This window comes from Ulvibacter antarcticus, assembly GCF_003688405.1.
GTDB lineage: Bacteria > Bacteroidota > Bacteroidia > Flavobacteriales > Flavobacteriaceae > Ulvibacter > Ulvibacter antarcticus.
Genome location: NZ_REFC01000011.1, coordinates 1,013,869 through 1,039,744 on the forward strand (window position 1 = coordinate 1,013,869; position 25,876 = coordinate 1,039,744).

General features: G+C 33.2%; 24 protein-coding genes. 5 read left to right on the forward strand and 19 right to left on the reverse strand.

The annotated features are described in order from the left end of the window. Window positions 1-87: 87 nt before the first annotated feature. The 14 genes from BXY75_RS04795 to BXY75_RS17095 form a co-directional block, all read right to left on the reverse strand. Window positions 88-2,196, reverse strand: a complete 2,109-nt coding sequence (locus tag BXY75_RS04795) for a DEAD/DEAH box helicase (protein ID WP_121906541.1) — start codon at window positions 2,194-2,196, stop codon at window positions 88-90. A 2-nt stretch (window positions 2,197-2,198) separates the two neighbouring features. Then, a complete protein-coding gene (locus tag BXY75_RS04800; protein ID WP_121906542.1) occupies window positions 2,199-3,119 on the reverse strand; it encodes a HamA C-terminal domain-containing protein in 921 nt (306 codons plus the stop codon). A gap of 424 nt (window positions 3,120-3,543) precedes the next feature. Beyond that, a complete protein-coding gene (locus tag BXY75_RS04810) occupies window positions 3,544-4,056 on the reverse strand; it encodes a thermonuclease family protein (protein WP_121906544.1) in 513 nt (170 codons plus the stop codon). Window positions 4,057-4,082: 26 nt separating this feature from the next. Further along, on the reverse strand, window positions 4,083-5,006 hold the full coding sequence (locus tag BXY75_RS04815) for a hypothetical protein (protein WP_121906545.1): 924 nt from the start codon (window positions 5,004-5,006) through the stop codon (window positions 4,083-4,085). A gap of 2 nt (window positions 5,007-5,008) precedes the next feature. Further along, window positions 5,009-6,274, reverse strand: a complete 1,266-nt coding sequence (locus tag BXY75_RS04820) for an MFS transporter (protein ID WP_121906546.1) — start codon at window positions 6,272-6,274, stop codon at window positions 5,009-5,011. A 9-nt stretch (window positions 6,275-6,283) separates the two neighbouring features. Beyond that, window positions 6,284-6,703, reverse strand: a complete 420-nt coding sequence (locus BXY75_RS04825; protein WP_121906547.1) for a hypothetical protein — start codon at window positions 6,701-6,703, stop codon at window positions 6,284-6,286. Then, window positions 6,704-7,078: a DUF6804 family protein gene (locus BXY75_RS04830; RefSeq protein ID WP_121906548.1), complete on the reverse strand. Its 375-nt coding sequence runs from the start codon at window positions 7,076-7,078 to the stop codon at window positions 6,704-6,706. Next, entirely contained in the window at window positions 7,059-7,265 is a 207-nt protein-coding gene (locus BXY75_RS04835) for a hypothetical protein (RefSeq protein ID WP_121906549.1), read from the reverse strand. The genes BXY75_RS04830 and BXY75_RS04835 overlap by 20 nt, the downstream gene beginning before the upstream one ends. 103 nt (window positions 7,266-7,368) lie before the next feature. Continuing rightward, window positions 7,369-7,548: a hypothetical protein gene (locus BXY75_RS17010; RefSeq protein WP_147437228.1), complete on the reverse strand. Its 180-nt coding sequence runs from the start codon at window positions 7,546-7,548 to the stop codon at window positions 7,369-7,371. Window positions 7,549-7,563: 15 nt separating this feature from the next. After that, window positions 7,564-8,628, reverse strand: a complete 1,065-nt coding sequence (locus tag BXY75_RS04840) for a type I restriction endonuclease (RefSeq protein WP_121906550.1) — start codon at window positions 8,626-8,628, stop codon at window positions 7,564-7,566. Window positions 8,629-8,679: 51 nt separating this feature from the next. Continuing rightward, window positions 8,680-9,381 carry a hypothetical protein gene (locus BXY75_RS04845; protein ID WP_121906551.1) on the reverse strand — a complete coding sequence of 234 codons (702 nt, stop codon included), beginning with the start codon at window positions 9,379-9,381 and terminating at the stop codon, window positions 8,680-8,682. Between the two features lie 185 nt (window positions 9,382-9,566). Then, window positions 9,567-10,232: a DUF5932 domain-containing protein gene (locus BXY75_RS04850; protein WP_121906552.1), complete on the reverse strand. Its 666-nt coding sequence runs from the start codon at window positions 10,230-10,232 to the stop codon at window positions 9,567-9,569. A gap of 3 nt (window positions 10,233-10,235) precedes the next feature. Next, window positions 10,236-11,891 carry a tetratricopeptide repeat-containing sensor histidine kinase gene (locus BXY75_RS04855; protein WP_121906553.1) on the reverse strand — a complete coding sequence of 552 codons (1,656 nt, stop codon included), beginning with the start codon at window positions 11,889-11,891 and terminating at the stop codon, window positions 10,236-10,238. Window positions 11,892-11,939: 48 nt separating this feature from the next. Continuing rightward, a complete protein-coding gene (locus tag BXY75_RS17095; protein ID WP_170152845.1) occupies window positions 11,940-12,104 on the reverse strand; it encodes a hypothetical protein in 165 nt (54 codons plus the stop codon). A 357-nt stretch (window positions 12,105-12,461) separates the two neighbouring features. Here BXY75_RS17095 and BXY75_RS04860 point away from each other — a divergent pair, with 357 nt between their 5' ends. Next, window positions 12,462-13,121, forward strand: a complete 660-nt coding sequence (locus BXY75_RS04860; RefSeq protein WP_147437229.1) for a hypothetical protein — start codon at window positions 12,462-12,464, stop codon at window positions 13,119-13,121. A gap of 163 nt (window positions 13,122-13,284) precedes the next feature. Here BXY75_RS04860 and BXY75_RS04865 read toward each other — a convergent pair whose 3' ends face one another. The 4 genes from BXY75_RS04865 to BXY75_RS04880 form a co-directional block, all read right to left on the reverse strand. Next, complete coding sequence (locus tag BXY75_RS04865; protein WP_121906555.1) at window positions 13,285-15,351, reverse strand: toll/interleukin-1 receptor domain-containing protein; 2,067 nt, start codon at window positions 15,349-15,351, stop codon at window positions 13,285-13,287. A 319-nt stretch (window positions 15,352-15,670) separates the two neighbouring features. Further along, window positions 15,671-16,525, reverse strand: a complete 855-nt coding sequence (locus BXY75_RS04870) for an FRG domain-containing protein (RefSeq protein ID WP_121906556.1) — start codon at window positions 16,523-16,525, stop codon at window positions 15,671-15,673. A 193-nt stretch (window positions 16,526-16,718) separates the two neighbouring features. After that, window positions 16,719-17,648, reverse strand: a complete 930-nt coding sequence (locus BXY75_RS04875) for an SLATT domain-containing protein (protein ID WP_121906557.1) — start codon at window positions 17,646-17,648, stop codon at window positions 16,719-16,721. 368 nt (window positions 17,649-18,016) lie between these two features. After that, window positions 18,017-19,006, reverse strand: coding sequence for a DNA topoisomerase IB (locus BXY75_RS04880; RefSeq protein ID WP_121906558.1), 990 nt, complete (start codon window positions 19,004-19,006; stop codon window positions 18,017-18,019). A gap of 478 nt (window positions 19,007-19,484) precedes the next feature. Between BXY75_RS04880 and BXY75_RS04885 the strand changes: the two genes are divergently transcribed. The 4 genes from BXY75_RS04885 to pdeM are packed head-to-tail and all read left to right on the forward strand — an operon-like array spanning window position 19,485 to window position 25,228. Then, a complete protein-coding gene (locus BXY75_RS04885) occupies window positions 19,485-20,510 on the forward strand; it encodes a ligase-associated DNA damage response exonuclease (protein WP_121906559.1) in 1,026 nt (341 codons plus the stop codon). Then, the gene (locus BXY75_RS04890; RefSeq protein ID WP_121906560.1) at window positions 20,507-22,099 is read left to right on the forward strand and encodes an ATP-dependent DNA ligase; all 1,593 of its coding nucleotides are present in this window, start codon (window positions 20,507-20,509) and stop codon (window positions 22,097-22,099) included. Before BXY75_RS04885 ends, BXY75_RS04890 begins: the two co-directional genes overlap by 4 nt. Window positions 22,100-22,102: 3 nt before the next feature. Continuing rightward, the gene (locus BXY75_RS04895) at window positions 22,103-24,568 is read left to right on the forward strand and encodes a ligase-associated DNA damage response DEXH box helicase (RefSeq protein ID WP_121906561.1); all 2,466 of its coding nucleotides are present in this window, start codon (window positions 22,103-22,105) and stop codon (window positions 24,566-24,568) included. Between the two features lie 21 nt (window positions 24,569-24,589). After that, entirely contained in the window at window positions 24,590-25,228 is a 639-nt protein-coding gene (pdeM, locus tag BXY75_RS04900; protein ID WP_121906562.1) for a ligase-associated DNA damage response endonuclease PdeM, read from the forward strand. Between the two features lie 110 nt (window positions 25,229-25,338). Here the strand turns inward: pdeM and BXY75_RS17100 are convergent, their stop codons facing one another. Continuing rightward, window positions 25,339-25,503, reverse strand: a complete 165-nt coding sequence (locus BXY75_RS17100; RefSeq protein ID WP_170152846.1) for a hypothetical protein — start codon at window positions 25,501-25,503, stop codon at window positions 25,339-25,341. Window positions 25,504-25,876 lie beyond the last annotated feature (373 nt).

Below are 25,876 nucleotides of genomic sequence, written 5' to 3' on the forward strand. Positions count from 1 at the left end.
AAATAATCGTGGCACTTGGTTCAGCAAACATCATACTTTTCAGCTCAAAGGCCACGATAATTATGCAGTGTTGGCCATTCGTTATTTTTACTGTTGGGTATTAGTTATTTTTATTCCATCAAAAAAATAGTCTAATATATATTTATCAAACTCGTCTAAATTATTTGTCCTTTCTATGGTCATTTCTTTTCCAATCTCATTTAGATGTTCAACTACACTATGAATTGTCAATTCGCTATTGTAGAAATCAATAACATTCGATTCGTGTAGTTTTTTTGATATCATTCTTGGTAAACCATATTCCTCTAACTGAAATACCACCTTTGGAAGAAAAGCGTTAGAACACCACTTTATAAATTTAGATATATCATATTGTTTGTCCTTTAAAATTCTTTTTTGCAAGGTGTTTAAGTCGTTCAATAGGGCTGAAAATTTGTAAGTTACATTTCTTTCCAAAAGAAAGAATTTATCAATACCTACGTCATAATCTTCAAGCTCTTTTAATAATTTGGGAATTGATTTACTCCAATTATATGCCATAATCTTTATAAATTCAACAAAAGTCTTATAACCTGTATCCCAATTTCCTGGTTGCAATTTTAAAATCTTGTACAACAGCCTATCCCAATCTTGAGGTTTAAATTCATTTAAATAATATAATCCATTCCACTCAGTGGGATTCCTTGTTAAGTCAATTGCGATTGTTTTGATTAGTTCATAATTACTAGATTGAAATGCAGATTCGGCTTTTAGTTCTTCATAAACTTGGAAGCCTATAAGGTCACACATTTCATCATTGTAAATTTTCAATTTTGCCACTTGTTCCTTAGTCAGCAAACCTTCATATTTCGTATCATCTAAATCTCCCAATATTTCATCTGGGAACGGAATGTCTAGTTGAGTTTGACTTTCTATTGGCGGCACTTCTAGAATGTATATTTTGCCAATAAAATGTTTGAACATCCTGCCACCTCGCCCAATAATATTTTTATACGTGAAATCGTCTAGTTTTGCACTTCCTTTTCTATTTCGCCATATTATTACATTTTCCGCAGAAGTATTAACACCTTCTATAATTGAGGATGTCGAAATCAAGTTACGAATTCCCGTTTCTTCTTCAAACAGCTTTACTTGGATTTGACTTAATGAACGGTGTAATCTACCATTATGAACACCTATTTCGCGACTAATTAACTTTGTTAAACTCCAATTGACGTCATAGTTTTTAGCAAGCCACTGTGCGAACATTTCAAGAAGTTCATTTTGTACTGGTTCGTATGTATCAAGAAAAAGGTAAGTTAAACTGTCTATATTGGAATATGTACCTGCATAAATCAAAGATTTACCTCTGTTTTTGGAAAGGATTTCTAATAGTTTTACGCTCTTTTCCTCGTTGTTATTTATTTGATCATATAGTTCATGTTTCTCTAAAAAAACAGTATTAAAATCAAGTCTGATAAATTCCATGTCTTCTGTAAATGGATTGCTATCTATAGACGTGATATTTGGAGCGAGATAATATTTTTGATTAGATTTTGCACCAAGTCTTATCATTGCTCTGATTAAACTTGGTGATCTTTCTTTATCAAACTTGCTACTGGCTTTATAGAATTCATCAACAATCATTATATCAAATGATTCCACAATATTTATGTAATTCATTGCTCTTTCCTGCGGAAAAATAAAAATATTCTTATCTGACAATTCAACATCAGAGGTAGTTATTATTTTGTATTCGTGAGCAAATTTTTTATAGAGTCTTCTTCTAGTTTCATCGGTTAATGCTAAAGTAGGTACAATAATTAAAACATTGTGTGGTTTTTTGATTTTGATATAAGCATCAATTACAAAACTTTTTCCAAAACTGGTTGGTGCACTTACAGCAATATTTTTTCCTTCTAATAAGCTTTTGAGTAAAAAGGATTGCTCTCTATGGAGTGTTAATGGCTTTTCTTCGCCTACATCAACTTTAAAGGCATTATAAATGAATCTCTCTTCCCAATTTGATGTTTCTGGGTCCAAATAAGGAAAAAGTCCTGTTTCTCTAATTAAATGGTTTACTAATGGGTTGTAAGCTAATTCATTAGTGCTGTGGTAATCCAATAATTTAATAAGTTCTTGTCTAGCCTCGTTTTCTTGATTACCTATTAGAAGCTCGTTAATTATATGGCAACGGTCAAATACTTGTTCTTGCATATCTAATCTCTATAAGCTTTTGCTATTTGAATAAATTTTTCCACGATTTTATCCTTGTCCGCAACCGGAAAAAGGATTATATGAAATTTAATTTTCTCGTATAAATGTACATCTGAACATTTATGAATTTGTTTTTTGAAATATTGTGTTGCTCTCTCTTTGTGATAATCAATAATGTCTTGCTTATATTCGGCTGTCAAATCTGTCTCTAATTTAGTTTGCTCGCATTCATATAATAGTAAAATTGGAATATTTAGAATTGGTTTTATTTTATCGATTGATACATCTTGCGAAAGACTTGCTTTAATTTTAGATCTTAAATCATTAGAAATCTCGTCAAAATCATTGATGTCGCTTAGATTAGTAATTATACTATTCTCTTTTTTGATCTTCGCTAAACTTACAGAGTCCTTTACAGAGGCGACAATTTTGTCCAATCGAGCATTTTCAATAGTGTTATAAAATTTGGATTCTCCAAACCAAAGTGAAAATGAATCTTCTGATTCTACGACAATGTGAACACTATCAGAACCTTTAGCTTCATCTCCTGTATTTTGCTTATAAAAAATTTTCGGTACAATTGGAAGTGCAGAGTAGTGGTCCTTCATTATGCCATAAAGTACAATTTCAGCGATTTCACTACCTCTTCCTATTGCATCTAATGATTCGACTAGACGTAGTTTTTTGGCAGATTCTGTAAGAATTGAACCTGCACCATCATTCAACAAAGCTTGTCTTTCGTTTAGGCTTAATGCGGTTTCTTTAATATTATCCCAAACATAATTTTGAAATTTTTCATATCTCCATTCTCCGTTTTCGAAGTCATTGATTATCCCAAGAACTGATTTGTTGTTAGTTGGACTTAAAGTATCGTCTAACTTCACGTCATCAAATATGTTATTTACTATAATTTCAAACTTCATTCTCGATTATTTTAATGATGTCCAACTGCGGATATCGTTTATAACGGTATCAATATCCCTAGAGTTCTTATAAAATATCCACTAGTATTTCGTCCCAAGGTATATTACAACAAATATGTTATTCTTTATTATTAAAATCTTAATCTTCCCACCCACACAAGGTTCTTCCAATCTGTTTGGCATCTGATAACGTTACCGCATAAATATCGGTAGAGCAATTAGATAAACCCCTGCAGTTTTTGGCGTAATGATATTTTTTACTATAATTTCCTTTACAGATATAAACGTCTGAAACGGAAATAGTAAACCCCGATATAAAAAAGCTCAGAGTAGCAAGGCTGGTTAAAAGTAATGGGGTGGGAGTTGATGTTTTCATAATGGTATTTACAATGGTTCAATTTACTTATTTGGAGTGGGATTATTATTAAGGGTTATTACGTAGTTTTTTACTTTTCTTCTTTTTGGATCGCCATTCCCAAGGAGGGATTGAAGATGGGTCTTGCCATAAACCAATCTTTTCGTTTCGGGCATGATCTTCTAATTCTTGTAATAGGGTATCTTTCGAGTACTTTACAAAATGCCATGCCAATCCATTACGTAATAGTTCCTCATTTAATACCAAAGAATCATTATAATGTACTTTGGCGATCAACCGGCCATATCGATCGGTACTGGCAACTTCTACTATAATGTTCTTTCCAAAAACGGCATCCGATGTAAACTGTTTGGCCCGTTTGGAAAAAGCTTGTTTTTTCTCGGGACAGTCAATACTCGCTATGCGAATACGATGAATTATTGAATCTATTGTCATAAGCTTAAAAGTATCTCCGTCTGTGATGGCAATTACTTTGCCTGATAATACCTGAGAATAACTGTTCCATCCAATTAAAAAAAGTAAAATTAATGAGAGTAACGTACTACTTTTAAAGTTGATCATTTAATAGATAATCTAATTTGGTTCGGTTAATTTAGAATAAAATCCTTGATCACCTTGCTAACATTTGAAGATATATCAGAATTTTTTACTTTATATTTTTTTACACCCATATCTGAGAGCCAATTTGTCCAATAGGTTTCTATGATGTCAAGGGTATATGGGTTTTCAGGATTAACACTATTCACTCCTAAAACCAGCACCTCTAGATTCTCTAATCCCTCGTTAGCTTTTATGAAGCCTAATTTATTATTCTCAATTTTTTTCTTCCAATTTGAATTGTTCAAATTCAGTTTTTTGAGTGATATTGGTGTTAAATAAGATGTATGGTTTTTTTCATTCATCTCAGTTTTGTCATAATACATGTAGCCATCTGTCAATACTATAAGGATATTTCTATGACAATCAGATATTGAATAGTCTTTTACATCATCTTTAAAAAATCTCCATATATCAGAACCAGGGTAATCCTCAGGTTTTGTGGCATCCTGTTTCGCTAACTTGTAAAGTATTATGGGTTTTTTTCGGTACAACTCTTCAGTTAAGGAAATTTGAGCCTTCGGAGAATTTTTTGTGAACTGTATTTGCAAGTCTTTCGCTATTTCATTAATTTTTCCATTGCTAGGTTCAGGATTAAAAAAAAGCTGCATTCTATCTTGCAAAAGAATAAGCTTCTTTGATTTAATATGCGCTATAAATGTTTCAGCAATGCTGCTAAGATAAGCAGTATCTTTTTCAACAATTCTCTCATCAATAATTCGATCAGACAAATCTAAAAGTATACTTATGTTAAGATTATTTTGTTTGTTTTCAGCAATGTATTTTGGACAATCAAGGGAAATTGCTGTTTTAACATTAAGTAGCGACTTGTCAACTTTTTTTTCCGTCTTATCTTCCTGACATCCTATAATGAGGAATAAAAAAAAATAGAATAGTAGGGTTTGTATTTTCATAATTACAGTGTTTTTCGATAAACTTTATTTTGATAATCATCTGTGTCAAGATCAAGTTTTTTAACATGATTATCGTAGACCATTCTGGATTCAGATAAGTACTGATTGGTCTCGTCATGACCAAGGGCGATTTTTGATGATATACACTCCTGCCAGCCCTGCAGATATTCTGCGGATAATGCTTTGTAGTTTCTAATAGGTAAAATAAAGCCGTCAATAATATTTTCTAGCTCCGTACATCTAACTTTGATTTCATCCATGAATTTTTCTAGTGACAAGACTAGATCCTTTTGTTTACTATAAATATTGTTCAAATTTGATATATCATCTTCTATAGATTGAATAAACGATGCAACTTTATCTCTGTCAGCATGTTCTTTCATAACAAAATCGAAAACAAGTCCCCATATGATATAGGAAATGAATCCAGCAAAAATGATTACCCAAAAACTAGGACTTTGAAATGCCACAGCAATAGCATATGCTGGGTCTTCAAATGTTTTGTTTAGGTTGTATAATTTCTCATCAATTAAATAAGCTAGAAGGGCATCAAAAAGGAATGTAACAGCAAATAACATAGCTACCTTAATGATATTCATTATGCTTTTTGTATGTTGAAACATATGAATCAGATATCCTAAACCAAAAAAGACAAATGGAATAAAAAGTATAAATCCCAACTCTAATGGTCCTGCCGCATATGCTTCTTGCAATGCTTTGGGGTAAAACATACCACCAAATAGCTCTGTTGCGGGGTTAAATGTTCTAAAGAATGCAGAAAAGGAAGTGGATATATAAAAGATAAAAATGTAGATGCTTAAAAACGCTAGAAGGGTAAAACCAACCCAGAATTTAGCAGAAGATCGTTTGTCTACCGGGATTCCAAAATCAGATGGATTTCTTCTAACTTTTATAATATCTTTTTTTAATGTTTCAATTTTTGTTTCAATTTCACTCAAATTCTCTTTTTCCCTGCCGAGTTCGTCATTCTTATTTAAAAGTGTAGTTTTATTACCCTTTAATTCAGTAATATAAGGCTGTTTAAGTTTTGTTTGTTCATGGTCTTCTTCCTTACATTTATTCTCAAACTTATAGTAAATGGCATCTAAATTAGTTTTTAAATTCTCTGGTCTACCTTGACAAGATTTTGAGGAATTGTGACCGTCTTGATGAAAAGTTTTTCTCTGTTCATCGAGGGTTCCAGTGTTTGACGTATTCTCAACATCCTTTTTTGATTTTATTTGCGTCAGATTTTTTAGAATTCCCATACGTATATTTTAGTTTTCAAGTTCTTTCAATATTGTCTCCTTAGTTTTACTTTCTTTGGCACTCTGGATTAAATAATCAGCCAAAGTGGAGATATTCTCTTCGAGAAATTCAAATTTTCTGCAATATTTTTTTAACGCGTTATATTCGTCTTCCGTTACTATATTGTCAGCCCATATCATTTTAGCGAAATCAAAGAGATATTCGATTCGTTTTTCAACTGTATTAGGAATTGATACTACACCAGTATGAGAGATTAAAATATTGTCAAGTTCCTTTTTTGAAATTTCCCTTTCCTTAGCGAAATTGTAAAGTAATTGCATTTCTATAGGGCTGAAATCCTCATCAGATAGTGCAATTTGATATAATCGTAAGAAATGGCCTTTCAGCTCAGCTGAAATATTAGGATTTTCCATAGGTTTTAAAGTCATTTATATTATTTTATCTCGTTGATATTTTTTTGCTTCATCAGTATTATCAGTAGTTACTGGTGAATCATCTTCACTTTTTTTAATAGCTTCAATTACAAATAGTGCAGCGCAAACAAGATCAATAGGCATCCATATACCCTTTTGAAGTAGATATACTGGATAAACAGGGTTAAAAAGAATGGCAATTAACAAGAAGATGAATAACCAATGTAATTTTTTAAGATTTTCAACAACGACCAATAACGCTCCAATAAAAACGACTATCCGTAATAAGGTGTAATATTCTATTGGTAAGTTCAATAGGGCAAATAGTAACATGCCTGCGCATATTAATGAAATTAACCTATTTTTACTTTTAAGAAGTGTGACATTCATTCGAACAGGTGTAACATCCATTAGACTGTGTATAGGTTTTCTTGGCTTCATTTACAGCATCTTTACAATTACTATATTCGCCTAGATACTTTCTATTGTCAGAATTAGGAAGATACCTGCAGTCACTTTTGTGTACTTCATGATCTCCATTAGATTGTGCTTTTTTGTTTACGTAATACGTTGCCATATTTTTTTAGATTTAATTATTTAAAGTTATAGTCAGTAAAGCGTTTAACTTCACGAGATTACTTACGATGATTCTAATTGTTTATATAATCAATCATTATGGATTATGACAAACTGCTTAGAAAGCCTATGATTAGGCTGAAAAGAACTATAATACCAATAAATGTTAGCCAATTGCTTATAGCCGATAATCTTTTGTTGGCATACACTTGAGCAATCAATTGATATTCTCTTAATTCTCTGTCTGTATATTCTTTGACTTTATTGAAATTGATTGTCTTCATATTGTTAATCTAAAATTAGCTTACTGATTCTTTTTCATAAAAATCAACAGTTTTTAAAAGTTGATCTTCAAATAGATAAATGTCATCAATGCTTTCTATTAGTTCTCTTGATTCATTTTTATCCTTATCGAAGATTCCCAAGTATTTATTTCCTCCGTTTAAATGTAAACGACAGAGGGGTTTGCGGTTGTTGTCATCTAACAAGATTCCAAAATAAGATTGCGTGTCTCTGTGCACAATTCTGTTAGTTGGAAGTTTCCGTCTTAATATGGCAACGACAATCCTGTACCCTTCTAATTCTTCTTCGGTGGTAATAATTTTAAGGTCTTCTATAGGAACTTCAACTTTATCTTCCTGTTGTTTTTCAGCTTCTTTATTGATTGCCGCATTTAAACGGTCATTAACTTTTTCACTTATAGTTTGATTAAATGCCTTATGTACTACTTCAGTAAACTCTTCCATGACTTTTTCTGTAAGACGGCCTGAATATGCTCGGCTAGCAAAAATTCTTACAAACTCATGTGTAGGACTATTAACTTCATCATTAATTAGCTTTTTGATCTCACGCGTGTATTTCAATGAACTCGCATTTTCTACAATTGAGTTAACATCAAAATTTGATTTGTGAAACTTAGTGATTTCAATAATGTTATTATCCTTTAAATTAGTGATGTTAAACTCCAAGAACGGTTTTTGATCCATTTTGTTTGGCTCTTCTAAGTCAGTATAAAACTGATATTCTATACCATTTGTTAGTAGAGAAAAACGAGTTTTGGTCACATGGAAATAACGAAATAGTTGTGAGTTATGAATAGTTAGATCCTCTTTCCAATTTTTACATTCAACAATTAATATTGGAGTCTCATTCTGGAAAATGGCATAATCTACTTTTTCACCTTTTTTAAGTCCAAGGTCCGCCGTAAACTCTGGGACAACTTCAGTTGGATTAAAAGTATCATAACCTAGAATATTTATAAAAGGGAGGACAAATGCATGTTTGGTGGATTCTTCCGTATGTATTTTATCTTTCAGGAGATCAATTTTTTCTGCTAAAGCTTTAAGTTGAATTTGGAGTTCCATAATTTTTTATAATTAATAAATAATCGTCTTTAATTTTATAATGTTGAAAAACTAGTCTCTCATTTCTGCTACCAACTTTTGTGTAGCATCTTTTATAAAGATTTCCAGTTCATCTTTTTCTACACCTTCATATCCCTTTTTTTCTTCCTTTTCTTTCGCTTTTCTTTCTTTGGTTAATTCCTTCAAAGATTTTGAGATAACGCAGCCATCAACACAAGGGGTATAATTGAATTTATAGATTCCAGCAAATTCATTTGAGTTAATGAGGATTACCTTAAATTCAACGGAAGCGCCATAACGTTCATGGATAAAAGAACTTTCTATACGCTCGTCCCCGTTTTTATTAAAGTACTTGTTGGTCTTGTATATAACTTGGGGATTCAATTTGGTAAGTTCAATGATGAGATCGGTGTCCGACTTATCTTTTAGCTTTTCATAATCCACTGTATTTTCTTCATTACCTATAATCTGATTAAACAACTGTCGGTCTCTAACCACAAACCCACTAGCCAGCAATTGATTTTCAATAATATTATATAGGTAGTCTATGTTTTCATCTTCTGTTACTGTGTACGAAGAGGTATTCACCCGGAGCACGACCTTAGGATTTTTATTCGAATTAAGGAAATCTCGCAGCGATTCTGTATTCACTATATCATCTTGTTTATTTGAAAAACGAAGGGTTTTGGAAGTGGAACAGCCGCCTAATATTGCCATTAGAATTACTAAAAGTATTGATGTAACAATTTTCATGATTTAATAAGTTGGTTATTGAACTTCAAACCTACCTCGATAAAATCAAAAACCCTTACGGAATTCCGTAAGGGCATGCTGACTGATTTTTTAAAACTCCCCAGTTTTCGGAAAACAGCCAAACCACTACAAAGTTATGGGCTTTAAAGAGGGGTGTTTTACGGTTTTCCTTATTTTGGGAATGTTTATATAAGTCCGATGTCTTTTACAATAGCCACTAGATGAATAGCATTGTTGGCTTTGAAATGAATACGGAGCTTATTAAGTCTTTTTTCAATGGAACTCAAACTACTAGGAGAGATATGCTTGTCCTTCAACTGTTGGCTAATTTCATCCTGTGAATAGCCGTTCGAAAGTCGTTTTAGTAAATTGATATCATATTCGTCTATTTCTAATTGCAAATTGGCATGAGTAGCATTAGAAACTTGGGGTGAGGTATATTGCTGATTGTTATAAACGGCAGTGATGGCTTGTGTTAATTCGGTAAGGCCTTTTCTCCCTTTACAGACATAAGCATCCAAATGGTGTTCTTGGAGTAAGGATCGTGCTTTTTGAAGTCGGTCTTCCACCGAATAGACGATAATCTTAAAGCAAGGATTTTCCTTTTTTAACTGTGCGATAAGGCTTTCTCCTGAAGGAAATTTTTGTTCTCGATGATCGGTTTTAAATGAAAGGTCTGTAATTAATAAATCGAATGGGACTTGTTCTCTATCTGCTTTTTTAAGCTGAAGGTAAGCATCGTCGCAGTACTGTGTCTGTACGATGTCTTTCACCCCAAGCGTTTCAAGACAATTAAGTACGCCCTGATTGATACTCCCTAGATCATCTGAAATTAATACTTTCTGAAACATTTGCTATAGCGTCATTTTTACTTTAAAACCATTTCCTTTTTCAGATTCAAAAATAAGGGTTCCTTTTACAGTATGAATACGGTTTTCCGCATTCTGAAGCCCGTTGTTCTTTTTGAGGTCACAGCCCTTGCCATTATCACTATATGTAATTGAGATCTTATTATTTTCTTGCTGAAAACTGACCAATACCAAAGTGGCATCACTATGTTTTCGCATGTTCGTCATAAGTTCCTGCAATACTCTGTAGATTGTTGTTTTTTTGGCTTCTGAAACTTGCTTCCACGAGATTTTACTGCTATTTCTTGTGACAATGGATACGTTAGAATTCTGGTAAGTCAGCAATAAGTCGTTTAAAGTAGTTTCAAAATTATGGATTACATCCACGGCACTATTCTCTTTCGAGATGTCCCTTGTTTTAACATAAATGGATTCCAGATCATCAAGTAATGTTTCTGAATTGGTTGATGCGCCCTGAATCTTCGTCATCACCTGATAAACATCATTTGCTACTTCATCATGGACTTTTTTTGATATCCGGGTTTCTGTTTCATAAATTTCTTTAAGTTTCTGTTTTTTAAATCTTGATCGAAGTAAGAAATATAGGAATCCTGAAGCAACTAAAATGAACCCTCCAATAGACTGATAAAACAATGTAATTCTCTTCTGTTTTTCTCGTTGTAGTTCGCTTTCTAAAGTTTTTCGTTGTTCCTTTTCTACATTATATTTTGCGATCGCAAATTTATTGTCTCTTAATAGCTTCGCAGTATTTATGCTATCGTTCAATTTTCCATACTGTACAACTAATTTATCATTACTAAGTTCTAATAAATTAGTTAACGCCTGTAATTTATACTTCGGACTGTAGTTGTTTGCATATTCGTAACCAAGAACTGCATAATGTTTTGCCTTAACAATCTCATTTTTGTCTTTGTAATAATCCGTTAAGTGATTGTAGCTGGAAAAGGTGCCTGATACATCTTCTACTGCAATCCTTATTTCAAGGGCTTCAAGCATGTTTTTGATACCTTCTGGATTGTTTAATTTACCTTGAACTGACCCTAAATTATTCAGTGCCCTTGCGGTCCTTCTTAAATCATTTCGTAATAATCGTTCCTTATAAACTTTTTGATATTCTTCCTCAGCTTGGTTAAATTTACCTTGATCTCTATAAACATTTGCCATATTGTTTATAATTGAAATTCTATCCATTGAAGGATGAGAAATGGACAAGGTTTTTTCATAAACTTCAAGGGCTTTATCGTAATCGTGGAGCGCACGATAAACTATACCCAACTCGGTATTTAGTCTTATCTTATCTTCAATAAAAGAGCTTGGGCTGCTATTATAATCAATTAAATTAAGAGCTTCAGCAATTGTTTCCTCTGCTTCATGAAAAGCTCCTAATTCCGATTCTGCAATGGCTATCATTTGTAAATAGTATAAGGTAGAGATGGTATCTTTTAACCGGAAGCTTTGCTCTTTATGATTTCGAAAGAATGTATAACCTTTAATAAGATCATCATTATTTTTAGGTTCTAAAACTAATTGCCTGTTGTAAATGATACTATCGGGCGAAGATTGCTGGCCAATAACGGGAGAATTAATAAGCCCTATTATGAGAAAATAAAAAAAGAGGGACAAAATTCTATACGATTTCATCCCTCAAAGTTAAAAACTAATTTGATAGGTTATCTAATCAATTTTTAATTATCCTCCATTTCCTGGTGGTGGCGGTGGTGGTGGCGTATGATCATCGTCACCACAACAATCTTGATATGAGGTGTTTGTTCCTTCCGAAATACTTTGGGGTGTACAGGAAAAAAGTCCCAAATTGAGGGAAACCGTAAGTAATATTAGTGCTAATTTCTTCATTTTGTATGTGTTTTAGATAGGACATACCAATGGCTGTCCGAATGATTACTCAGTTATAATTGCGATGTAAATCGCTTAGTAAAAAGAGGAGAAGACGTCTTTCCCCAGTTGAGAAGTTTGGAGTGCAGAAGCAAAGTTTTATACTTACTTCTCATTGGGTATATCCCTTCGCTTCGCAGCTCCATTTTAGATTAGATACCTATCGCATTGCCTACAAAGACTATGTTGTGTATCTTTTCTGAAGCAAATAAATGAAGATGTAAACGGAAAGAATGGAAAGCGATTGGAAAGGTTTTGGAAAGTTTATTGAAAAGGATTTTCTAATGATTTTCGAAAAGAAGTTGTAATTTTCAACAAATGAAACGGGAGAGTAACATGCAGTATAAATTATTATCAATGGTATTCGAAAAAGCCTTGGAGGAGGGAGCGCCGAATACTAAAAATGGATTAGCGACCCATATACATAATACTATGGATGAAATGGGATTGAACCCCCCAACATCTAGAAGCATTGGCACCTACCATCAGAAATTAGGAACAAAAGAAGATTATAGTATTTCAAGAGAGATACTCAATGAGTTTTGCAAATATCTTGAATATGAAAATTATGGAGATTTCATAAATGCGAATAGCAATAAATCAACAAATGAATATCGATTTCGTTATGTGATAATTGTTTTGCTCGCTATTATTGGATTTTTTATTTACAACACCACGATAAAAAAATGCATGCGTTGGGATGGAATGCAATATATTAAAGTGCATTGTGAAGAAGAAAATGCTAAACCTACCGATCCAGGGTTACTTGCCAATTTTAGAAAATTGGAAGCGGATTGTAGGAAAGATTTCTTTTTTAATAAAGAAGGTGATCCGAAAGTATGGTATTACAAAGTGGGGGATAATGATCTTGAATTATACTCTTCCCCAGGTGTGCATCCTGTAAAGGGAAATGATCTAAGAAAGATTAATGAAGATATGATTAGAAAACATATTTGTCCTACTTATGACAATGATTAGTTAGTTAATCAAATAACTCATTTTTTGCTAAAAAGAAGGAATTTCAACTCAATTTCTTAATAAGTCAAGATTGCATGTTAATTGTTGGAAACAGCGATGGATTTTCCTCAATAATTTCAAAACCTGTTAAATTCAGATAAATGTTCCCTTATCATTTTTCGCTTTAATCTAATTCGGAACAGGTTTTACAGTAAGGCTTGTCTTTAATGTAATGCTTCCATTCTTCATGTGTTAAATTGGAAAGAAGTCTTTTACATATTTCATCAATTAATAAATTACCTTCTAACTTGTTTTGTTCTGATTCATTTTTCCAGATGTCCGAAACATCCCAACCTATCAGATGTCCATTAATGTCTATTCCAAATAAGACCTTATCAAATGGGTCAAAATATAAATGTGTTATTTCAGTAGGACTTAGTATTCTAAAAATTTCTTTCACTTGAGAAGTGTAGGTATACATTTGCATAAAGTGTATAACATTAGGACCTCCAATTTCAGATGAAAAGTAAACCTCACTATCATTCTGGCCAAAACCAACATTTCCAATACCACGCTTGTAGGTGAAAGTTTGCTCCCTATCAGTTGAAAATCTAAAGTTAAAAGCTTTACTAAAGTACATTTTGTTTATTGAGGTTCCTTGGCTTAAACCAGCGAGGTCTGTTCCGTTAACTACAAAATTTCCTTCAATGGAATAGTGCATGCTAGAAAACAAATCGTAGGGGAGGTAGACGTTGCTTTTTTCTATTCCAACGTTGGGATTCAATTCAAATATTCGAATAGTATCACCTTTCCATAGAGCAATTTCATTAGTCTTTCGAGGAGTTCCGATTGAAAATTCAGTCTTGGTTTTATTAATAGCGAAGTCAAATAATTCTGTTTGTATAAAGACTTCTTTCTTTTGTTTCCAATCATAGCATAGTAATTTACCTTCAAAATCCATTAGATATAAATAGGAGTTCTTATCATCAAAGTCTAATTTCTTACAGCTTACAGGGACAATAAATGAATTCTTTACTTGTGTTTTATGGTTATATGTTATAATTTCGGTTTGATTCGGAATTTGCTTTACAATGAGTAATTCATCACTATTTAAGAAAAATAGTTTCGATGCTTGTGGCACTCTAATTGATTTCTTTAATTCAAATGTTTTATTAACTTCAGATAAATAAATATCACCGTTTTTGAGTAAAATAGCAAAGTAATTTTCAGAATATGAAATAGGACTCATTGACATATGGACAACTTTTTCATCAAATATTCTTTTAAACATTTGCGGACCTAAAAAATAAATCCCAGAATTTAGTATAGATTCTGCATCTTTGTTTCTATTGATCTTGTAGGACTCAATAGCGAGTAACATCCTTCTATTGATGTTAAACGGATCGAAATCATTTGAGAAAAAATTATTGTTAAGCAATTCTTCATTTTTTACAAGTCCAATTAAATTTGACGCATAAAGTGTCTGAGCAGAATCGTTTAATCGTTTTAAAACTATCTCAGATTCATTTAATTCAATGTTTAAGTTCAAAAGAGAACTATCTAAATGTGATATTTTGTAGTTACGTTCAGAAATTAAATTGTTTTTTGTGTTAATTGAATCAGTTAATCCTATCTTTTGAATTTCTAGATTATTTTTCTGACCTACTAATTCTTTTTTTTCATCTTGTAAATTATCGATATCCTTTTTGAGTAGAAATGAATAGGTCACCCCAACTAAAATTCCGACAATGATAATGGCCATTACTGTTGCGCCTGCATTTCTAAGTACTTTGATCCTTTTTCGATAAACAAATGATCCAATAATTCTGTCAATAATCTTTTTTGATGGCTCCGAATCTTCCCAAGCATCTATTTTTTCTGAGGTAATAGCCAATCCTTTTAGAGTTTCAAAATATACTCCAAGTTCTTCGATGTGGTCAATTTTTATTGGTATTATCAGTCTATTCGTGTTTTTAAATTCAATGACTTCTTGTAACATAGCCTTTGACCGAAAAGCCTTGGGAGAAAGAATTATTACCATTGCAGAGCAACTTTTCAACGCATCCATTAGTGATTTAGGAATCTTTTCTCCTGGATGGTTATGAAATTGATCTAAGAAACAAAAATATTGCTTAGTAGACAATTGATTTGCTAAAGCAAGTGCGTAGTCTAATGAGTCGGCTCTTGAATATGATATAAAAATATCGTTACCTCTTATTCTATTTGTTCGCTCCTTAAACTTTTTAAGCATTATATATTCTGGATAATTTAAATTAAACTTTAAATAGGGGAAATTTTAAGAAATTTTGTTGTTGCCAACTGGTATGTATATAAAACAGGGCGTTTAGTAAAGTGCGTACTTACTTCTTGTAGCCTGAAATTGAAGCAGTGACAATTATACACTTGTCTTCTATACTTTAATTAGTCGGCGCTAAGTGATTCCAATACTTCGGAAAGAAACGCAAGCTTATGTTTTATATTACTAAAACCAATTTAGTCAATTAATTTTAGTAATCATAATGCTATTTGGAAAGAAGCCATGATAACATATACTTTGTTATGCTTTGTAATTACTTTATTCCTTTTGGAAGACCAAATGGAGGATTATCAAAACCAGGCAATTTTTTCATTGTTTTAGGATTGTAAGCCCAATGATACTCTAAATCAAAAGCTAATGATCGTGCCATACCATCAATTCCTGGAAATAAGGTGGATTCTGTTATATTTGATCGATATAAATCTCTCATAGCTTCGTCTCTAATATCCTTTTTTAAAATAATTTTCTTTATACATTTATCTCCATCAGGATAATAATTTAGCACAACAGATTCAAGAGTTTTGTCAAGCACACCAGGAACTACAAATGTTCCTGCTTGTGCAATTAACCTTTGATTCATTTTTTCAGGTTCTCCCATAACCAAAAAATTGTTAGTCCCAGGAAGAAAATTATTTTCATAACTGTTTTCAGTTCTCATCCACATTTCTTTTGGATTTAGTTTTGTGCCGTCCATTAAGGTAACTGTATCGTCGCGATCAAAATTAGGTGGAAAAATTGCCCAAACAGCAGAGTCAATGGTTGTTCTATGAATCGCGAAAAAGGCAGAAACATAAGGAGAAAATGAAAAGTCAATTAATCTAGTAGGAGTTCCGAAATGTTGCATTAATGCTAGCCATTCAAAAGCCTCATTATCATTAGGAAGGTGATTGAGAAAATGGTGTGCTTTTCTTTTAAAAATCCTTAAAAGTCTTTCCTCTTGATGAGACCACGCATCCTTATGTACTTTAAAAGATATTAAATATCTTGATAACGAACTTACCATCGGCCAGGATGCATTAGATTGGCCTCTGTAAATCCAACTATGCATGTTTTTAGAAGAAACTAGGTCTTTAAATTCATACCAGTCTTGAATTTCAATTACTTCCATATTTCTAAATTACTGTGGCTAACAATTTAATGAATGAATCGTAACAATAACGAAACTTGCAGGTTAAATTAACGACAATTACCCAATTCTCCTCTATGTTCTAATTTATCGAAGCAGCGTGAGAATTAAAAATCTAAGTTAGTTCCAACGATTCATGTTTTGATTAAAAGCAGTAATTTCAATTAAATAATCACTAAGCCATATCTGTAGATGCGGTGTTAGCGTTTTTATTTATTATGATGACCTCAGTGTGCACTTCCTTATCACCTTTCAAAATTATAAACCGACTATCTGTACGCATAAATTTTTGATCTTCAAATATGTGGATGACAAGCCTATATGTGCCTATAAAAATATTTGATATATCCCATTTTGGGTATTTTAAATCTATAACGTGTTTTTCTATTTCTTTCTCATCAAGATAAAGTTCCAATTTAAGTTCTTGATTAATTTTAAGATCAGTTGCTTTTATTTCAACATTAACTTTATTTGACTTAATAGCATTGTTTTCAGAGTCTTTTAAAAGACTTGCAATTTGAGCATCTGATTTGTTGAGTTTATCGCTAGCTTGCTTATTAAATTCGTCTAATTGTCCCGTAAATAGATCTTTCCAGTTATCTGTTTCAGATTTAATAATTTCTTTTAATTCATTGTCCAAATTATTTAAAATTTGAATTGCTGATTCGTTATTCGAGTTAATATTTACGAAGTTAATTAACCATTTTGCATAATACTTTGAACTAACAATTTCCATTTGGTTTAGTGTAATCGTGTATCGAATCCAACTTTTGGAATGTATAAATAACCTATCTGCTAGTAATAATAAAGTTGAGAGAATAAGAGAAATATAGCCAAGAGCATATAATGAACTCGTATCCAATGTATACTTTTTTGGTAATTCTACACTTGATAACAACGGAAGTATTAAACTTAATCCAAAAAAGCATAAAGCAGGAAGCAAATGCATCCAAGAACTTCGACGAGCTCTTTTGCGTTTTGTCAAATACCATGACAAGTATTTTCTTTTATAAGAAAGAATATATTCAAGATATGCTTTTACTTTCTCATCTGTAATCTCTGTTTCAAACCAGTTTTTTTCAATTATTGAGATGTCATTTTTCATTTGTCTATTTTAACACTTAATTCTTGTATCAAGAATCATGGTATTCTTACACTAAGAGCACTTAAAGATATAAAAATATATTCATATTCAGGAAGTTATGAATTTGGAGAGACCTATTTCAACATCCCTTCAACCAAGTTTCAACAAAAATTTATCAAATTATATGAGCCTATTATCCACTCAAAATTCACCTACTAACTCTCCCACATATAATTCCTTTTAAAGCATCTCATTAACCCAAAAATTCCCTAAATTACCCCTCATTATTTACTAACAAAGTGAACACGAAACTGAAGATGTTTTGGAACACGATTTAGTGATAAGGGATTGCCCTTTGTAGCCTGTTTAAAAAAATACTTACGAAATTATCATTTCTTTTTTAAGCGATTGCGGAGCATATATAGCACGCCTATTTCTTCTTTGGAAAGACGTTCAACGTCCTTAAGCAATTTGTTGATTTCTTCTTCAAAATAGTTAAGAGTCCGACCTTGAGTATACTCTTCTATTATTCGTGGATCAATATAGGAAGTTCTAGCAACCGATGGTGTATTTCCAAGACTTTCTGAAACTTGATTAACAGCCTCTTTAATATTTTCATCAAGCAATTTTTGATCCTTGCGATCAACTACTCCCAATTCGTCTAAGGCTATGGCAGCTATCATAGTTCCCGCCCAGGTTCTGAAATCTTTTGCCGAAAATTCTTCACCCATTACCTCACGAATATAAGCGTTTAAATCTTCACTCTTTACATCAACTATAGTATCGTCTTCATCAAGGTATTTAAAAACTTCATAGCCTGGCATGTCATCAATTTCCTGTACAATTTTAGCTAGCTTTTTATCAACAATATGTTTTTCTTGCTCTTGGTTCGATTTTCCGTTGTAGTTAAATAGTATTTCATCACCATTAATAGTAAGATGTTTGTGACGTAAAGTGGTTAAGCCATACGTGGCGTTTTCTTTTGAATAGCTATCGCTTCCCGGTCTAAAAAATGCGGATTCCAATAGTCGTAGCATGGTGGCCATCACTTTCTCACGATTTAACTTTCGCTTTCGCAAGTGTTGTCCCGTAACCCGTCGCATATGTTCTAATTGGTCCGCAAATTTGATGATACGATCAAACTTTTTAGCATTTTGTTTTTCTATATAGTTAGGATGATAAATATATTGTTTACGATCCTTATCATCTCTACCGGTCACCAGCAAATCTGCCTTTTTATTCTCGTCTATTTCTACATCGGTCCATGCTGGAGGTATCACAAGCGAATTTATCCACTCGCGGATACTTTCGTCTTTTATTGTTTTACCATTTTTATCCTTGTAGGTAAAACCTCTACCATGTTTTTTTCTGAAATACATAGTTAATTTTAATTTGTATTGAATATACAAAATTTACTGTATCGTTACAGAGTCTTGCCTTTAGAAAACCTTTCAAATAATTTCCCTTGTTTTAAATGCTACGAAGCTGATACCTTCGAACTCATTATTGTAGGATGATCACAATAAAAATGAAGCCTCTAAAGTGCAATTAATGAGCAGTCATGTTCAAATTTTTAAACTTAAATATAGAAACTGAGAGCAGAGATTGATTTTCTGCCATCTAATTTTAACATTTGAATGCTTCTATACCTAAGACTTGGAAACTGAAGTGATTGTTTTTTGTGAGCATCAACATAAACTTCGGAGTACTCAATGCAGGCTACCTCTGACTTAAAGAGTTGTTTTAAATCTTAGCACTGCAGTACATTTAATGGTAATCATATAAATATCGACTCTTAACAATTCACAATTACTTCTTTGCTCAGAAATTTTTATATTTAAGTAAAAAAGAGTTGTTATGCACAAACCACTTTTAGCTTTTAATGAAAATGGAATTTATTGCGAAGTTGCCAACGTCTATTTAGATCCATGGAAACCAGTAGATTTCGCAATAATTTCGCATGGTCATGCAGATCATAGTCGGTATGGTCATAAAAAATATATCACACATCACACCAACGTTCCAATAATAAAACACAGGTTGGGTGATATTAATGTAAGTGGCAGAAATTACAACGAAACTTTTACTATAAATAACGTAAAATTCTCACTGCATCCGGCAGGCCATATTATTGGTAGTTCTCAAATTCGCGTAGAGCATCGCGGAGAAGTTTGGGTGTTTTCTGGAGATTATAAATTAGAAGACGATGGTGTTGCAGTACCTTTTGAAGCGGTAAAATGTCATTCCTTTATTACAGAATGTACCTTCGGTTTACCTGCTTTTAAATGGACCCCTCAAAAAGAAGTTTTTAGCGATATTAATAACTGGTGGGAAACGAATAGAGAGGCAAAGCAAACTTCAGTTCTTTTTGGCTATTCCTTAGGAAAGGCTCAGCGTTTACTTAAATATTTAGATACAGATATTGGTAAGATTTACACCCATGGAGCCATAGAAAATATGACAGAAGTAATTAGACCCATGATAGATTTTCCGGAAACGACAAGAATTACAAGAGAAACAACGAAACAAGAATTATTAGGGAACATTGTTTTAGCCCCACCAAGTGCACATGGTTCTACATGGATTCGTAAAATGGTGCCTTATGTAACCGCTTCGGCAAGTGGTTGGATGGCTTTTAGAGGAGCGAGAAGACGTAGGGCTGTAGATCGTGGTTTTGTATTGTCAGACCATTGCGATTGGCAAGAATTGCTCACTGCTGTAGAAGCTACTGGTGCTGAAAAGGTAATCTGTACACATGGTTATACTGAAATATTTTCAAAATATCTAAGAACACTAGGTTTAGATGCACGAACAGAAAATACACAGTATGAAGGTGAGTTAAACGAGTCTGATACCAAAAAAGAAAGTGAGAGCGTAGCATGAAAAATTTTGCAGAATTAATTAGAACTTTAGACAGCACAACCAAAACGACCTTGAAAGTAAATGCGCTTTCAGAATATTTTAAAGAGGCAAGCGATGAGGATCGTGTTTGGACGATCGCCATTTTATCACATCGACGTCCGCCACGACCGGTTAACACAACCTTGCTAAGAATTTGGGCTTCCGAATTGGCAAATATTCCATTATGGTTATTTGAAGAATCGTATCATATTGTTGGTGATTTAGCCGAAACTATCGCATTGGTTGTTCCAACGTCTAATGAAAATAGTGAAAAATCACTCACACAATTTTTAAGAGAAATGTTAGCTCTTAAAAAAGAAACTGACGAATTTAAAAAGGAATATGTCACCCACAACTGGCGTAAACTTAATTATTACGAACGCTTTGTATTCACAAAATTAATTACTGGTGGATTTAGAATAGGGGTAAGCCAGAAGTTAATGACGAGGGCTTTATCTAAAGCCACGGATATTGACGAAGATATTTTAGCCTATAAATTAATGGGAAAATGGGATCCTAATACCATTTCATTCGAAGATTTAGTCTTAAAAGAAAGCGCTTCCGACTTCCTTTCTAAACCATATCCCTTTTACTTGGCTTATGGAATAGAAGGAGCTGTTTCCGATCTTGGCAATGTAAACGATTGGAGTTTTGAGCACAAATGGGACGGAATTCGTTCTCAGGTAATCATTCGTGAAGATGAATTATTTGTTTGGAGTAGAGGCGAAGAATTGGTAACCGATAAATATCCGGAATTCCATTCTTTTACAGCTGTCATTCCAAACGGAACAGTCTTAGATGGAGAGATTTTACCATTTCCAGATAATGAGATTGGTACATTTCAGGATTTACAAACCAGAATTGGTAGAAAAACAATAAGCAAAGCATTGTTAGCTAAAACCCCAGTGATTTTAAAAGCGTATGATATTTTGGAATGGGAAGGCAAAGATTTAAGACAACAACCTTTCATAAAAAGAAGAGCTATTCTCGAAAGCTTAATGAAGCGCTTAAGTGGCACTGAGCTACCCATATATTTGTCAGAAACAGTGTCTTGCGATTCTTGGGATGAAGTAGCTTCGGAAAGAGATCGAGCACGAGAAATGAGAAGCGAGGGACTCATGATAAAACGGAAAGATTCCACCTATCAAGTAGGAAGAAAGAAAGGCGATTGGTGGAAGTGGAAAACAGATCCTTTAACTATAGATGCCGTTTTAACCTATGCTATGAGAGGTCATGGTAGGCGTTCAAATTTATTTACAGATTATACCTTTGCACTCTGGGATGATGAAGAGAAATTAGTAACCTTCGCAAAGGCATACTCTGGTTTAACAGATTCCGAATTTAAAAAAGTGGATTCTTGGATTAAAAGGAATACCTTAGAACGATTTGGTCCTGTAAGAAGTGTTACTCCAGAATTAGTATTTGAAATCGCGTTTGAAGGTATCACTGAATCAAAAAGACATAAAAGTGGCTATGCAACACGTTTTCCACGAATTTTAAGATGGCGAAAGGATAAAAAAATAGCAGAGGCTAATAAATTAGAAGACTTAAAAGCATTAATGCTTACTTAATACATGAATAGAAAGGAATTAGAAGAAATAGCTCAAAGTTGGTTTGAAAGGCAGGGTTGGAAACCATTTCCGTTTCAAAAACAAACGTGGACTGCTTTTCTTCAAGGTAAAAACGGACTCTTAAACGCTCCCACCGGAAGTGGTAAAACCTATGCGCTTTGGGTACCAATTGTTTTAGAATCTATAAAAAAAAATCCTAACTATAAAACAAAACCACAAAAGGGATTATTGGCAATTTGGGTGACACCCTTACGTGCACTTTCCGTAGAAATTAAACAAGCAGCAGAACGTTTTGTAGAGGAATTAGAGATCCCGTTAACAGTTGGTATAAGATCTGGAGATACGTCACAAAAAGAACGTGCCGCGCAGAAAAGAAAGATGCCTAATTTATTAATTACAACACCAGAAAGTTTACAATTATTGCTTGCTGCAAAAGGGTATGATAAAATGTTTGAAAATCTAATTGGTGTGGTTGTAGATGAGTGGCACGAATTAGTAGGCAATAAACGAGGTGTACAAATGACGCTAGCTTTATCGCGATTACAAACAATTGCTCCTGCGATTCGTGTATGGGGTATTTCGGCAACTATTGGCAATTTAGAGCAAGCAAGAGATATATTACTAGGTACTAAAAGTGAGGTCATATCAAATTCTGTTTTAATAAAAGCGAAAATAAAAAAGAACATTTCAGTCGCTTCCATTCTTCCAAAAAAAATAGAAAAATTTCCCTGGCGAGGACATTTAGGCTTACATTTATTAGAAGACATAATTCCTATTTTAGAAAAAAGTCAGTCTACTTTATTATTTACAAATACAAGAGCGCAATGCGAAATATGGTTTCAAAAAATTTTAGAAAAGCATCCAGAATTTGCAGGAGATATTGCCATGCATCATGGTAGTATTAGTCGCGAAACCAGACTTTGGGTAGAGGAAGCTATTCGTACAGGCAATCTGAAAGTAGTGGTCTGTACATCGAGTTTAGATTTAGGAGTAGATTTTGCTCCTGTAGAAACTATTATCCAAATTGGGAGCCCTAAAGGTGTTTCTCGTTTTATGCAGCGAGCAGGAAGAAGTGGTCATCAACCGGGGAAAACAAGCGTTATTCATTTTCTGCCAACACATGCAATCGAGTTAATAGAAGCTTCTGCTTTGCGTAAGGCAGTAAAAAATAATGTTGTGGAGGATAGAGTGCCTCATCTCAATAGTTTTGATGTTTTAGTACAGTACTTAGTAACCTTAGCAGTGTCTAATGGCTTTTATCCAGACGAAATCTATCCAGAAATTAAAAGCACCTTTTGTTTCCAGGCAATCACAGAAGAACAATACCATTGGATTTTAAATTTTATAACACTAGGAGGTCAAAGTTTACAGGCGTATGATGAATATAAACGGGTAGAAATTGAACCTGATGGTAAATTTAAAGTAAATAGTAAAGCAGTAGCAATGCGTCATCGTTTGCAAATTGGAACAATTGTAAGTGATGCAGTTTTAACAGTAAAATATTTAAAAGGTGGATTTATAGGCTCTATTGAAGAATGGTTTATCTCTAAATTAAGACCAGGTGATGTCTTTACGTTCGCAGGAAAAAAACTAGAATTATTCCGTATTCGAAACATGCAGGTTTTAGTGAAAAAGTCGAAACAAAAAACCTCTAAAGTTCCCAGTTGGATGGGAGGACGTATGAGCTTTTCATCAGAGATGAGCGAATTACTTCGTGAAGAACTCTACATTGCGAATTCAGATTCCGCTAAAAAATCGAAAGAATTAAAAGCGTTAGAACCAATTTTTTTAAGGCAAAAACGTGAAAGTATTATTCCAAACAATGCAGAGTTTTTAATTGAAACATTTAAAACGCGAGAAGGGTACCATGCCGTTTTCTATCCCTTCGAAGGTTATTTTGTACATGAAGCGATGGGAAGTTTAATAGCCTATCGCATCAGTTTATTACTTCCTATAACATTTACGATAGCCTTTAATGATTATGGTTTCGAGTTACTTTCTGACCAACCAATAGATGTGCAAGCGATTATAGATAATAACCTTTTTACAAGTGATTATTTAAGAAGTGATTTAGAAAAAAGTATCAATGCTTCGGAAATGGCAAAAAGAAAATTTCGGGATATTGCTGTTATTTCAGGATTGGTTTTTACTGGATTTCCAAATAAACTAGTAAAGAGTAAACATTTACAATCGAGCTCTCAATTATTATTTAGTGTGTTTCAAGAGTATGAGCCAGAAAATTTATTGTTTCAGCAAGCATTTCGAGAAATGTATGAGCATCAATTAGAAGAAGGAAGACTCCAATCTGCATTAGAAAGAATCAATAACCAAACCATGGTCTGGAAGCAATGTGTAAAACCAACCCCTTTTTCTTTTCCAATAATTACGGATCGTTTACGTGCTAAATTATCTTCGGAAAAATTAGCAGACAGAATAAGGCGAATGACAATGCAATTAGAAAAATCTTGATTTGAAACCTATTTCTTCTCTATGAAAACACTAGAAATAAAATGTAATGACCAAAGCTTTATTCTGCACCCATTAGGTGTTGCTTACTGGAATGAAAAGAGCATTTTACTAATTGCAGATGTGCATTTGGGGAAGGTTACGCATTTTAGAAAACATGGTAGTGCAGTGCCACAAAATAGTATTTACCATAATTTTAATCAATTACAGGAAGTTGTTTCCTTTTTCAAACCTAAAACTGTTTGTTTTTTAGGTGATTTGTTTCACAGTTCTATAAACAATGAATGGTTGCTATTTAAAAAGTGGGTTAAACAATTAACCAGTGATGTTGTGTTAGTTTCTGGGAATCATGATATTATAGCTACAAATCATTACGATAAAATAAATATCAGCGTTAAAGAAGAATGGAAAATAGATTCATTCCTATTGACACATTATCCACAAGATGAAATTGGCTTTTTTAATTTTTCTGGGCACATCCACCCAGGCGTTGAGCTGTTTGGTTTTGGTAGACAAAGATTAAAATTGAGTTGCTTTTATAAGAAAGAGAACCAAATGATTTTCCCGGCCTTTGGCAACTTTACAGGTAACTTTATTGTGAAACCCACTTCAGAGGATAAGGTATTTGTAAATACCGCGGACGAAGTTGTTCAAGTTTACTAATAAAAACAAGCTTGGAATTGCGATTGAGATCTATGTTTAATTCATTGAGCCGGCAGGTTAGTTTCTTTTTTCAGTAATGGAAAAAGAAAGGAATAAATATAGTATAGGTTCTAAAGTCGAGAATCGCGATACTTTAACAAACTCAGCATGACATTATGATCTCCAATAGCCAACTTCCAATAATCCAATAATCCAATAATCCAATAATCCAATAATCCAACAATCCAACTTCCAGCTTCCAGCCATTTTAACCCCGGCTTAAGAAAATCTTTCATTCACAAAGAATCAAACCCCCTTCCTTCGAAGGAAGGGCAGGGGATGGATGTTTTTCACAATGCCTATAGAAAAGAATAATAGTATCCTTTAATTAAATCACGATGTATCGAGAAGCAACACCCAACACCCAACTTCCCACTTCCAGCTTCCAATTTCCCACTTCCAACACCTAACACCCAACACCCATCACCCATTTTTAACCCCGGCTTCAGAAAACCTTCCGTAAATATTCAAGTAGGTGAAGCGTTAAGCACTTTCTTCTGTTTGAGTTCAATGAAATTGGACGAGTTAAGAAAGTGTAGTGATCCGACGTAGAATTTAGGATTGTTTTCTTCCGCCTAGACTTTTTTGTTTCTTTTTTCGGCAATGGAA